This is a genomic window from Paraburkholderia sp. Tr-20389 (genome assembly GCF_017104565.1).
Lineage (GTDB): Bacteria > Pseudomonadota > Gammaproteobacteria > Burkholderiales > Burkholderiaceae > Paraburkholderia.
The window spans coordinates 67,241-79,813 of the sequence record NZ_JAAGPD010000006.1 but is presented as its reverse complement, the minus strand read 5'-3'; the positions used below and the strand labels follow the sequence as shown (position 1 = coordinate 79,813).

11 protein-coding genes are annotated in these 12,573 nt (G+C 64.5%); 10 read left to right on the top strand and 1 reads right to left on the bottom strand.

Annotated elements, in window-relative coordinates; genetic code table 11:
• Positions 1-103: 103 nt before the first annotated feature.
• From G3N95_RS09355 to G3N95_RS09310, 10 genes are all read left to right on the top strand, one after another.
• On the top strand, positions 104-772 hold the full coding sequence (locus tag G3N95_RS09355; RefSeq protein WP_205969711.1) for a haloacid dehalogenase type II: 669 nt from the start codon (positions 104-106) through the stop codon (positions 770-772).
• A gap of 40 nt (positions 773-812) precedes the next feature.
• Positions 813-2,087 carry an FAD-binding oxidoreductase gene (locus G3N95_RS09350; RefSeq protein WP_205969710.1) on the top strand — a complete coding sequence of 425 codons (1,275 nt, stop codon included), beginning with the start codon at positions 813-815 and terminating at the stop codon, positions 2,085-2,087.
• A gap of 78 nt (positions 2,088-2,165) precedes the next feature.
• Entirely contained in the window at positions 2,166-3,785 is a 1,620-nt protein-coding gene (locus G3N95_RS09345; protein WP_205969709.1) for an ABC transporter substrate-binding protein, read from the top strand.
• Between the two features lie 67 nt (positions 3,786-3,852).
• Positions 3,853-4,809: an ABC transporter permease gene (locus G3N95_RS09340; protein ID WP_205969708.1), complete on the top strand. Its 957-nt coding sequence runs from the start codon at positions 3,853-3,855 to the stop codon at positions 4,807-4,809.
• Positions 4,806-5,762, top strand: a complete 957-nt coding sequence (locus G3N95_RS09335; RefSeq protein ID WP_205969707.1) for an ABC transporter permease — start codon at positions 4,806-4,808, stop codon at positions 5,760-5,762. Before G3N95_RS09340 ends, G3N95_RS09335 begins: the two co-directional genes overlap by 4 nt.
• On the top strand, positions 5,759-7,594 hold the full coding sequence (locus G3N95_RS09330; protein WP_205969706.1) for an ABC transporter ATP-binding protein: 1,836 nt from the start codon (positions 5,759-5,761) through the stop codon (positions 7,592-7,594). Before G3N95_RS09335 ends, G3N95_RS09330 begins: the two co-directional genes overlap by 4 nt.
• Positions 7,591-7,911 carry a (2Fe-2S)-binding protein gene (locus tag G3N95_RS09325; RefSeq protein ID WP_205969705.1) on the top strand — a complete coding sequence of 107 codons (321 nt, stop codon included), beginning with the start codon at positions 7,591-7,593 and terminating at the stop codon, positions 7,909-7,911. The genes G3N95_RS09330 and G3N95_RS09325 overlap by 4 nt, the downstream gene beginning before the upstream one ends.
• Positions 7,890-9,320, top strand: coding sequence for an NAD(P)/FAD-dependent oxidoreductase (locus G3N95_RS09320; protein ID WP_205969704.1), 1,431 nt, complete (start codon positions 7,890-7,892; stop codon positions 9,318-9,320). Before G3N95_RS09325 ends, G3N95_RS09320 begins: the two co-directional genes overlap by 22 nt.
• On the top strand, positions 9,317-10,486 hold the full coding sequence (locus G3N95_RS09315; protein WP_205969703.1) for an FAD-binding oxidoreductase: 1,170 nt from the start codon (positions 9,317-9,319) through the stop codon (positions 10,484-10,486). Before G3N95_RS09320 ends, G3N95_RS09315 begins: the two co-directional genes overlap by 4 nt.
• Positions 10,483-10,821 (top strand): AraC family transcriptional regulator, encoded by a 339-nt coding sequence (locus G3N95_RS09310; protein WP_205969702.1) that lies wholly within the window; start codon positions 10,483-10,485, stop codon positions 10,819-10,821. Before G3N95_RS09315 ends, G3N95_RS09310 begins: the two co-directional genes overlap by 4 nt.
• A 769-nt stretch (positions 10,822-11,590) precedes the next feature.
• Here the strand turns inward: G3N95_RS09310 and G3N95_RS09305 are convergent.
• The gene (locus tag G3N95_RS09305) at positions 11,591-12,562 is read right to left on the bottom strand and encodes a LysR family transcriptional regulator (protein ID WP_205969701.1); all 972 of its coding nucleotides are present in this window, start codon (positions 12,560-12,562) and stop codon (positions 11,591-11,593) included.
• Between the last annotated feature and the right edge of the window lie 11 nt (positions 12,563-12,573).

The window sequence follows — 12,573 nt, the reverse complement described above, 5'->3', positions numbered from 1 at the left end:
CGACATCCGACCTTTTTGCACTGTTTAAATTTTCCGCAGGGATGCGTTTTCCTGTTCCGCCACTGAACCCCGCGTGGGTTCACAACAAGATAGGACTGACACCATGATCGATTTCGAGCCGAAGTACATCACGTTCGACTGCTACGGCACGCTGACGAAGTTCCGCATGGCCGACATGGCCCGCGAGATGTACGCCGACCGCCTGCACGGCGCCGAGCTGGAGCAATTCGTAGCGTTCTTCGCCGGCTATCGGCGCGATGAAGTGCTCGGCGCATGGAAGCCGTATCGCGACGTGATCGTCAATTCCGTGCGCCGCACGTGCAAGCGCATGAACGTCGAGTTCAATGAAGCGGAAGCAGAAAAGTTCTATCTGGCCGTGCCCACCTGGGGTCCGCATCCGGATGTGCCGGAAGGCCTCTCGCGTCTGGCGAAGAAGTACAAGCTCGTGATTCTGTCGAACGCATCGAACGATCAGATCCAGAGCAACGTCGACAAGCTCGGCGCACCGTTCCATCGCGTGTTCACCGCGCAGCAGGCGCAATCGTACAAGCCGCGCATGCAGGGCTTCGAATACATGTTCGACCAGCTCAACTGCAATCCGGGCGACGTGCTGCACGTGTCGTCGAGCCTGCGCTACGACCTGATGACGGCGCACGACATGGGCATCAAGCACAAGGCGTTCGTCAAGCGCGGCCACGAGCCGGGCACGCCGTACTACGAGTACTACGAAGTCGACACGATCGGCGACCTCGCGACGCAGCTCGGTCTCTGATACGCCCACGCCATCGTCGATACGCGCGCAAGGACACCCGATGAAACTCGACTCCTACTGGCTCGATACCGCGCCCGCCGGCATGCCGGCGAGCGAGGGGCCCGTCGAAGGCTATGTCGACGTCGCCGTGATCGGCGGCGGCTTCACGGGCTTGTCCGCCGCGCTCGCGCTCGGTAAACGCGGCGCGTCGGTGACGGTGCTCGACGCCGGGCGTATCGGCGGCGGTGCCTCGGGGCGCAACGGCGGCCAGTGCAACACGGGCGTCGCGCAGGACTACGCGGCGCTGCGCGAGCAACTGGGCGTCGAACGTGCGCAAGGTTGTTATCGCGCGTATGCCGCCGCCGTCGATACCGTCGAGCGGCTGATCCGCGAAGAGCAGATCGATTGCGACTATCTCGCGTCGGGCAAGCTGAAGCTCGCCGCGAAGCCGCATCATCTCGCGCATCTCGAACAGACGGCCGAACTGATTCGCCGCGAAGTCGATCCCGACGTGGAGATCATTGCGCGCGAGCGCATTCGCAGCGAAGTCGAATCGGACAGTTTCTTCGGCGGTCTGCTGCAAAAGCGCGGCGGTCAGATGCATATGGGCCGGTTCGCGGCTGGGCTCGCGCACGCGGCGGTACGCAACGGCGCGCGTCTGTTCGAGCACGCCACGGTCACGTCGATCGAAAAGGATCGCGGCGCCTATCGCATCGAAACCGCGCGCGGCACGCTGCGCGCGCAGCAAGTGTTGATCGCGACAGGGCCGTCGCGGCATGGGCCGTTCGGCTGGTACCGGCGCAGGCTCGCGCCCGTGGGTTCGTTCATCGTCGTGACGGAGCCGCTGCCTGCCGATCAGCTTTCGCGTCTGCTGCCGATGCGCCGCTCGTACACGACGAGCCGCCTGATGCACAACTATTTCCGCGTGACGTCCGACTCGCGGCTGCTGTTCGGCGGACGCGCGCGTTTTACCGCTTCCGAGCAGCCGTCCGATGCGAAGAGCGGCCGCATCCTGCAGGCGAATCTCGTGGAGACATTCCCGAGCCTTGCGCAGGCGCGCATCGACTACTGCTGGGGCGGGCTGGTCGATATCACAGCGGACCGTCTGCCGCGCGCCGGGCAGCACGACGGCATCTACTTCTCGATGGGTTACAGCGGACACGGCACGCAGATGTCGACGCACATGGGCCAGGTGATGGCCAAGGTGATCGGCGGCAATGCGGCCGCGAACCCCTGGCGCGATTTCGACTGGCCCGCGATTCCGGGGCACACGGGCAAGCCGTGGTTCTTGCCGCTCGTCGGCGCGTATTACCAGATCAAAGACGTTTTTTATTGACGTTGCTTCTAACCAGGCATCCCAAAGACAGCCCGAAGCTGCCGAATTTCCCCAAGACCATCTGACGCGGAGAGTTTCATGAGCATCGATAAATCGCCTGAAGCAGTCGCCCATGCCGGCATCCGGCTCGAAGAGTTGACGCGCCGCGGCGCCTCGCGGCGCGACGTGCTGCGCGCGATGGCGGCGGGCGGCCTGATGTCGCTGACGGGCGCAGGCCTGCTGGCGGCGAGCAGCGGCGCTTTCGCGCAGCAGGCCAAGCCGAAGCAGGGCGGCAAGATTCGCGTCGCGACGCAGTCGGCGTCTGCGGCCGACACGCTCGACCCCGCGAAGGGCGCGCTCGGCACCGACTACGTGCGCGCGAACATGTTCTACAACGGCCTGACGGAACTCGACTCGCATCTCGGCGCGAAGATGGCGCTGGCGGAATCGCTGGACACGAAGGACGCGACCGTGTGGGTCGTCAAGCTGCGCAGCGGCGTTCAGTTCCACGACGGCAAGTCGCTCACACCGCAAGACGTGATCTATTCGCTGATGCGTCACAAGGATCCCGCTATCGGCTCGAAAGCGAAGACGCTCGCCGACCAGATCAAGGACGCGAAAGCGACGGGTCCGAACGAAGTGACGATCACGCTCGAAGGCGCGAATGCTGACCTGCCCGTGATTCTCGCCACGTCGCACTTCCTGATCATCAAGGACGGCACGACCGACTTCAAGACGGCCGTCGGCACGGGCCCGTTCAAGCTCAAGGAATTTTCGCCGGGCGTGCGCACGGTCGGCGTACGCAACGAGAAGTACTGGAAGCCGGGCATGCCGCATCTCGATGAGGTGGAGTTGATCGGCATCGGCGACGAATCGGCGCGCGTGAATGCGCTCCTGTCCGGCGACGTCCAACTGATCAACGCCGTGAGCCCGCGCTCGACGGCGCGCATCAAGGGCACGCCCGGCTTCTCGGTGCTCGAGACGAAGACGGGTCAATACACCGACCTCATCATTCGCGACGAAGGCGGCATCACGGGCACGGCGGATTTCCGGCGAGGCCTGATGCATCTGATGGATCGCGAGCAGATCCGCCGTGCGGTGTTTCTGGGTTATGGCGCAATCGGCAACGACCAGCCGATCGATCCGACCAACAAGTACTACATGGCGGGTCTGCCGCAACGCGCATTCGACCCGGAGAAGGCGAAGTTCTATTTCCAGAAGGCAAAGCTGGGCAGCGCGCCCGTGCAGCTGTATGCGTCGCCCGCCGCCGAAGGCTCCGTCGAAATGGCGATGCTGCTGCAACAGGTCGCGCCGCAAGCGGGGCTGAATCTGCAGGTGGTGCGCGTGCCGTCCGACGGCTACTGGTCGAATCACTGGATGAAGCATCCGCTCGGCTACGGCAACATCAATGCGCGCCCGAGCGCCGACGTGCTGTTCACGCAGTTCTTCAAGTCGGACGCGCCGTGGAACGAGGCGAACTGGAAGAACCCGAAGTTCGACCAGATGCTGGTCGCCGCGCGCGGCGAACCGGACGACGCGAAGCGCAAGAAGATCTACGGCGACATGCAGCAGCTCGTGCATGAAGACGGCGGCATCGGCATTCCGATGTTCCAGAGTTCGCTCGACGCGCATTCGTCGAAGCTCAAGGGGCTCGGCTCGATTCCGCTGGCCGGCCTGATGGGCTTCATGTTCGCGGAGAACGTCTGGCTCGACGCCTGATTCCGTTCTGCCATCACGCGTGCCGCCGCCGTGCGGCACGCGGCTTCGAAGAAGGAGGCGATACCCGATGAAAGCACACGCGCAACGACTCATCGCCGCGCGCCTCGGTCTCGCGTTGCTGACGCTGCTGCTGGTGTCGGCGATCGTGTTCGCGATCACGGGCCTGTTGCCCGGCGACGCGGCACAACAGGCGCTCGGCCAGGCCGCCACGCCCGAACAGGTCGCCGCCTTGCGACATCAGTTCGGCCTCGATCAGCCCGCGCTGCAGCGCTATGTGCAGTGGCTCATGCACGTCGTGAGCGGCAACTTCGGCATCTCGCTGTCGAACAATCTGCCCGTCAGCGAACTGATCGCCACGCGTCTGCCCAACTCGCTCGTGCTCGCCGGCTTGACGGCGTTGGTTTCCGTGCCCGTCGCGCTCGTGATCGGCATCCTGTCGGCGATGTTTCGCGGCTCGCTGCTCGACCGCGTGCTGAACGTGCTGACGCTGTCGACGGTAGCCGTGCCCGAGTTTCTGATCGCGACCGTCGCGGTGCTGATCTTCGCGGTGAAGCTGCGCTGGTTGCCGGCGCTGTCGTATCTGTCCGAGGTCACGTCGTTCGGCGCGCTGCTGCGCATCTATGCGATGCCCGTGATGACGCTGTGCTGCGTGATTGTCGCGCAGATGGCGCGCATGACGCGCGCGGCGGTGCTCGACCAGTTGAATGCATCGTATGTCGAGATGGCCTTGCTGAAGGGTGCGTCGCCGATGCGCATCGTGTTGCGCCATGTGTTGCCCAACACGATCGGCCCGATCGCCAATGCGGTTGCGTTGAGCCTGTCGTATCTGTTCGGCGGCGTGGTGATCGTCGAATCGATCTTCAACTATCCGGGGCTGGCGAGCCTGATGGTCGATGCCGTCACGAACCGCGACATGCCGCTCGTGCAGGGCTGCGTGATGGTGTTCTGCGCGGCGTATCTCGCGCTCGTGCTGATCGCCGACCTGTGTCAAATCATCTCCAACCCGAGGCTGCGTCAACGATGAACCGACCCGCCACCTCTCACGCGACGACCGTTCTCTACGCGACACCCGACGAAGACGGCAAGCCTTGCGCCGATGCTATTCAAGAGGCGCCCGTGGAAACGCAAGTTGCAAAACGCGGCCCGCTGCGCCGCCTCGTGAACCGCTTTTCGCTGCTCGGCCTGATCGGTCTGACGCTCGTCGTGTTCTGGGTCTGCGTCGCGTTCATCGGTCCATTGGTCGCGCCATATAAAGGCGGCGCGGTGACGTCGACGGAAATCTTCGGTGTGTACAGCGCCGCGCATCCGCTCGGCACCGACTATCTGGGCCGCGACATGCTGAGCCGCGTGCTGTACGGCACGCAATACACGGTGGGACTCGCGCTGGCGGCGACGTTGCTCGCGAGCTGCATCGGCACGTTCTTCGGTCTCGTCGCTGCCGTCTCCGGACGCTGGGTCGACGAAATCCTGAGCCGTCTGTTCGATGCGCTGATCTCGATTCCGAGCAAGGTGCTCGCGCTCGTCGTGATCGCGGCGTTCGGCTCGTCGGTGCCGATGCTGATCACGGTCGCGGCGCTCGCCTACATTCCCGGCGCGTTCCGCATTTCGCGCTCGCTCGCCGTCAACCTGATGACGCTCGAATACGTGCAGGTCGCGAAGGCGCGCGGCGAAGGGCTGTTCTACATCGCGCGCGTCGAGGTGCTGCCGAACATGATTCATCCGATGCTCGCGGACTTCGGCTTGCGCTTCGTGTTCATCGTGCTGCTGCTCTCGGGGCTGAGCTTTCTCGGCCTCGGCGTGCAGCCGCCGAACGCGGACTGGGGCTCGCTGGTGCGCGAGAACATCGGCGGTCTCGCGGAAGGCGCGCCCGCCGTGCTGATGCCCGCGGTCGCGATCGCGACGCTGACGATCGGCGTGAATCTTCTGATCGACAGTCTGCGCCGTCACGGCGCGCGTGCGAACGGAGGCGGGCAATGAACATGATCGAAGTGAAAGACCTGCGCGTGGTTGCGGGCACGGCGCCCGACCCTGTCGTCCACATCGTGAAGGGTGTCGACTTCACGGTGAAGCAGGGCGAAGTGCTCGCGCTGATCGGCGAGTCGGGTTCGGGCAAGACGACGATCGCGCTGTCGCTTCTCGGTTACGCACGCGGCGGCTGTTCGATTGCGGGCGGTTCCGTGAAGATCGGCGGCGTGGATGTGCTGTCGCTCGACGACAACGGGCGGCGCGCGTTGCGGGCGCGCACTGTGGCGTATGTCGCGCAGAGCGCGTCGGCGGGCTTCAATCCGGCGCGCACGATCATGGATCAGGTGACGGAGCCCGCGCTGCTGCACAAGCTGATGACGCCCGCCGCCGCGCGCAAGAAAGCGATCGATCTGTTCCGTTCGCTCGCGCTGCCCGCGCCGGAGACGATCGGCTCGCGCTATCCGCATCAGGTGTCGGGCGGACAGTTGCAGCGCCTGATGGCCGCCATGGCGTTGATCACCGATCCCGCCGTCGTCGTGTTCGACGAGCCGACTACGGCGCTCGACGTGACCACACAGATCGAAGTGCTCGCCGCGTTCAAGAAGGTGGTGCGCGAACTGGGCACGACGGCCGTGTACGTATCGCACGATCTTGCCGTGGTCGCGCAGATGGCGGACCGCATCGTCGTGCTCAACGGCGGCACGGTGCGCGAGAACGGCACCACGGCGCAAGTGCTGGACGCACCCGCCGACGCCTACACGCAGCAACTGCTGGCCGCGACGCGGCGGGCCGAACCGGAGCTTGCATCGACGGTTGCCGGCGATCCGCCGCCGCTGCTCGAAATCCGCAACCTGAGCGCGGGCTACGGCCGCGTCGATGCGAACGGCGTGCCCGCCATACGCGTGCTCGACGACGTGAGCCTGAAAATCGCGCGCGGTTGCACGCTCGGCGTGATCGGCGAATCGGGTTCGGGCAAGACGACGCTGGCGCGCGTGGTGGCGGGGCTGGTGGATCGCGCGCGCGGAGATGTGCTGCTCGACGGCAAGCCGCTGCCCGCGAAGCTCTCGGAGCGCACGCTCGATCAGTACCGGCGCGTGCAGATCGTGTTCCAGAATGCGGACACGGCGCTCAATCCGAGCCGCACGATCGCCGACATCCTCGCGCGGCCGATGAACTTCTATCACGGCCTGCGCGGCGCCGCCGCGCAAAAGCGGATGCTCGAACTGCTCGATCTGGTGAAGCTGCCTGCTTCGGTGGCGAAACGCCAGCCGGGCGGGCTGTCGGGCGGACAGAAGCAGCGCGTGAACCTGGCGCGCGCGCTCGCCGCGAAACCGGCGCTGATTCTCTGCGACGAGGTGACGTCCGCGCTCGATACCGTGGTCGGCGCGGCGATCCTCGATCTGCTCGGGGAATTGCGGCGCGAACTCGGCGTGTCGTATATGTTCATCAGCCACGACATTTCGACGGTGCGTGCGATCTGCGATGAAGTGATCGTGCTGTACGCGGGGCAATGCGTCGAGGCGGGTCAGCGCGATGCGCTGTCCGCGCCGCCTTATCACCCGTACACGGGCTTGCTGGTCGATTCGGTGCCCGCGCTGCGGCCCGGCTGGCTCGACTCCCGGCGCGCGCTGACGGGCGGCGCGTTGCCCGCGATGGGCGAGCCGAGCGACGCGCACTCGCACGAACTGTGCAGTTTCCGTTCGCGCTGTCCGGCGCGTATCGACGGCATGTGCAACGTCACGCCGCCTTCGATGAAGAGACTGCCGTCGGGCGCTGAGATTCGCTGCCATCACTCGGCGGAGGAATTGATCCGCATGCAGACAGCCGATACGGTGGCCGCATGAATGCACGCTTCGTGAGAGTGGCGGAGACGGCGCGCAAGACCTTCGACATCACTGTCGACGGTGTCGTCACGCAGGCGGCCGAAGGCGACACGCTGATGGTCGCGCTGCTGACCGCGCACGACACGCTGCGCGATTCCGAATTCGGCGACGGCCGTCGTGCGGGCTTCTGTCTGATGGGCGCCTGCCAGGACTGCTGGGTCTGGACGGCGCAAGGCGAGCGTGTGCGCGCATGCACGACGCCCGCTGCGCCGGGCATGTCGATCGTGACGCGCATTGCGTTTGCCGGGGAGGGCGTATGGCCGCGCAGCGGGACGTGAAGGCGTTGAAGGTGATCGTGATCGGCGCAGGGCCGGCGGGCGTGCGCGCGGCGCAGGCGCTTGTCGAAGCGGGATTGCGTCCGATCGTCATCGATGAAGGACGGCGCGACGGCGGCCAGATTTATCGTCGACAGCCAGAAGGCTTCTCGCGTTCCTACGAAACGCTTTACGGAACGGAGGCGGCGCGCGCCGAAGCACTGCATCGCGATTTCGACGCATTGCGCGCGCAGATCGATTATCTGCCCGACACGCTGGTGTGGAATATCGCGCCGAAGGCAGTGCATGTCGTGCGCGGCACGCAAAACGACGAACTGGCATTCGATGCGCTGATCGTCTGTAGCGGCGCGACTGATCGGTTGATGCCCGTGCCGGGTTGGCATCGTGCGGGCACGTTCAGTCTCGGCGGCGCGCAGGTCGCGTTGAAATCGCAGGGCTGCGCGATTGGCGCGCGAACCGTGATGATGGGCACAGGGCCGTTGCTGTATCTGGTAGCGGCGCAATACGTGAAGGCCGGCGCGACCGTGAGCGCCGTGCTCGACACATCGACGCTCGCACAACGTGTGCGTGCGTTGCCTCAGTTGCTGGTCATGCCTCGCACGCTGCGCAAAGGCATTGCGTTGATGAGCGTGTTGCGGCGCGCGCGCGTGCCCGTTCATCGCGGCGTGACGCCGCTTGCCATCGAAGGTTCGTCCGCGCATGGCGTGACGGGTGTTCGCGTGAAGCTCGCGAGCGGCGCGACGCTCGATGTGAATTGCGATGCCGTCGCGCTGGGCTATCACTTGCGCGCGGAAACGCAGCTTGCCGATCTCGCGGGCTGTGAGTTCCGTTTCGACGATGCGACGCAGACGTGGCTGCCGCGCATCGACGCCGATGGCCGCAGCAGTGTCGCGGGCGTCTATCTGGCCGGCGATGGTGCGCGTGTGCGCGGCGCCGATGCGGCGGAGCGCGCGGGCCGGCTCGCTGCGTTGGCCGCGTTACGCGATGCGGGTATCGAACGTGAAGGAGCCGCGCAGTTGCGCGCCGAACTCGCGCGCTACACGCGCTTCGCGGCGGGCTTGCGCGCGGCGTTTCCGTGGCCTGCGCGGTTTGCGGCCGCGTTGCCCGACGAAACCATCGTGTGCCGTTGCGAGGCGATCACGGCGGGCGAATTGCGGCACGTGGTGCGCGAGATGGGCGCAACGGAAGCGAATCGCGCGAAGGCATTTTCGCGCGTCGGCATGGGCCGTTGTCAGGGGCGCTTCTGCGCGCATGCGGGTGCCGAAGTGATCGCAGCGGAGGCGCGCGTGCCGCTCGAAGCCGTCGGGCGGTTGCGTGGCCAGGCGCCCGTCAAGCCGCTGCCGATGGCGTTGGCATCGACGTGCGCGACTTCATGTGCGGTCGAAAACGCTGAAAAGGAGTTCAGCGAATGAGTGATCGTGCCGATGTGATCGTGATCGGCGGCGGAATCGTCGGGACGTCGACGGCGTTTTTTCTGCGACGCAGACAACGGTCGGTGATCCTTCTCGAACGCGGGCTGACGGGACAGCAGGCGAGCGGCGTCAACTTCGGTGGCGTGCGCCGTCAAGGGCGAGCGCTGACGCAACTGGCGATGGCCAATCGCGCGCTCGATACGTGGCGGCACTCGAAGGAACTGCTGGGCGAAGACGTCGAGTTCCTCGCATCGGGCCACACGCGTGTGTGCTATCACGCGCATGACGCCGAGTACTTTCATCGCTACGCAGCCGAGGCGCGTGCGTACGGCCTCGACCTCGAAGTGCTCGACGGCGCGGCGATGTTCAGACGCTTTCCGTTTCTCGGCCGCGAGGTATTGGCCGCGTCCATCTCGCCGCTCGACGGTCATGCGAATCCGCGGCTGGCGGCGCCGGCGTTCGGCCGTGCGGCGGCGCGCATGGGCGCGCGTATCGTCGAAAACACGGAGATCGTGCGTGTGGAGAAGGAGGCGGGCGGCTTTCGCGTCGAGAGTGCGGCGGGCGACGTGTATCGCGCGGAACAGGTGTTGATCTGTGCGGGCGCGTGGGCGAATGCGCTGTCGACGCAACTTGGCGAGCCTGTGCCGCTCGTGGCGCGCGGTCCGCAGATGGCGGTTACGGAGCCGGTGCCGTATGTGTTCGCGTCGTCGATGGGCGTGTACACGTCGATCAAGGAAGAGAGCGTCTATTTCCGGCAGATTCCGCGCGGCAATATCGTGCTGGGTGGCGGGCCGTCCGGTCCCGCCGATGCCGAGACGCGGCGCGCGGCGGTGCTGCCGGGAAACACGGTGCAGCAGATGGCGCAATTCCGCCGGCTCGTGCCTGCGCTTGCGGCGTTGCATGTGATTCGCGTGTGGAGCGGCGTCGAGAGTTATTTGCCCGATTCCGAGCCCGTGATCGGGCCCAGTTCGAAGATGCCGGGACTCTTTTATGCGTTCGGTTTCAGCGGCTCGGGATTCCAGATTGGGCCGGGTGTCGGCGAGACACTGGCCGAACTGATCGACACGGGCAGCACGCCGATTCCGCTGGATACGTTTTCTATTGCACGATTTGGTTATGCCGTACCGGCGCAGGGTGTGCATGCCACTAGCGAGGCTTCTTCATGAGTACCGTCGATCAGTCTTCGATCACCTTGCGGGATGCTGTGGCTTATATCGAAGCGAACTTTGATAAGACTGTGAGTCTTGCGCAATTGGCTGAGCTGTCGGCGCTCAGTGTTTCGCGGTTTGCTACTGTTTTTAGACAGCAGGTTGGGCTTTCGCCTTATCGGTATTTGTGTGGAGTTCGAGTGAGGCGTGCTCAGACTTTGCTGCTGGCCGGCGTGCCTGGGGCTGTTGTCGCTACTGAAGTTGGGTTCTTTGATCAGAGCCATCTGGCTCGCCACTTTAAGAGGTTTTGTGGCATGACGCCGAGTGGGTTTTTGCAGAAGGCTAGGGGGTAGGGATTTGGGGTTTTGGGGTTCTGGGGTCTCTCGCTGGCATCCGCGTTTTGCCTCTGGTTTGCCGGCGTTGCCCCTGTGCGGGGCGGCACCTACTTTTCTTTGCAGCGGCAAAGAAAAGTAGGCAAAAGAAAGCCGCTAACACCGCCAGCCCGTGTAATTGCCCAGGAGCCCTAACGTCCCCGTCCTTCGCGCGGCATCGCGCTATTTCATGCGCGTTGCCAGCGTGCTAACTCACGCATCACCCACTTCAGCTTCCCGCGTAGCTAACTGACTTACCGGACGTCCACCGCCGCCCAGGTGGCAAACTGTGTGTAGGCCGTCGCGATCGAAGTGCACCACTCCGGACTGAAAAACGCGATCGGTGTCGTAGGAGCGCGAACGTGTACGGTGCGATCGCCTACACACAGTTTGCCACCTGGGCGGCGCAGACGGGTCGCTGCCGCTGGCTGCACTACGGGTGACTGGAGTGGGTGATGCGTTTGTTCAAGGCGCTGGCAACGGGCGCAAAGCGATGTATTGCCGTGTGAAGTGCGGGACCCGTTGGGGGCCCGCAGGCAAGAACATGGGCTGGCGGTGTTAGCCCGCTTTCTTTGCTTACTTTCTTTGCGGCGGCAAAGAAAGTAAGTGCCGCCCCGCACAGGGGCAACGCCGGCAAACCAGAGGCAAAACGCGGATGCCAGCGAACGCGCAGAGCAAAAGCCGAAAGGCGAAGCCCGCGCCGAGAAGGCAAGAATGGCGACTGCGTCGCAGACAAAAACCAAAAAAACCACTACCCAAACTTCAACCCACTCTGCCGCAGAGCATCAGACAACCCGAGCATCGGGTACTTCTTCTCAATGATCCGCATATCATTGCGAGTCTCTTCGATAAGCCAATCTCGCACACTATCGACGATAGGCCGTAAAGGCTTATTAGCAGGCCGCACAAGACAGCAGCGTCGATTAGTAACGATGACCTCCTGCTCGGCGGGGAGCAGGGCACCCTGCGCCAGCCAATGCGACACCACATTGAGCCACCCAAGCGCAATACCCTGCCCAAGCAGCGCAGCCTGCACAACAATCGCGTAATCGCCGAAGCTCAGCATCCCCGCGACGTGCCGCCCATGTCCCGCGTACGCGCCGAAGCGCTCGTGCCAGCCGCGCTCTTCGTCGTCCATCACGATCACCGTGTCGCCGTGCAAGCGGCCCGCGTCGGTCTGCGCACTCTCCAGATAACGCTCGTTGCAGACAGGCAAAAGCGTCTCGGGCATCACCAGCACCGCATATTCATCGATCTCGCCATCATGCAAAAACCGCATGCCAAGATCGACGTCGTTCAGCGGCCCGCCGATGCGCCCCGATATCAGCTGGAAGCGCAAATCGATATTAGGGAAAGCCTGATTCAGCCGGCTCATGCGCGGCATCAGCCAGTGCGTGGTGAAACCCGTCGACACCGATAACGTGACCGACTCGACCCCCGTCGCGCGGGCCTCGATTTCCCTGATTGCATTTTCGATGCCGTTGAAGCCTTCGGAGATCGCGCGGTACAGGATACGTCCGCTTTCCGTCAGCTCGATGCCGCCGCGCACCCGCTCGAACAGGCGCACGCCGATGTGATCCTCCATCCGCGCGAGCATGCGGCTCACGGCTGGTTGGCTCACATAGAGCTCCTGCGCGGCGCGCGTGAAGTTGCCGCAGCGTGCAGCCGCTTCGAACACGAACAGCGCATTGGCGCTCGGCAGTTTCTTGCGAAGATTTGGCATGACCTGATGTT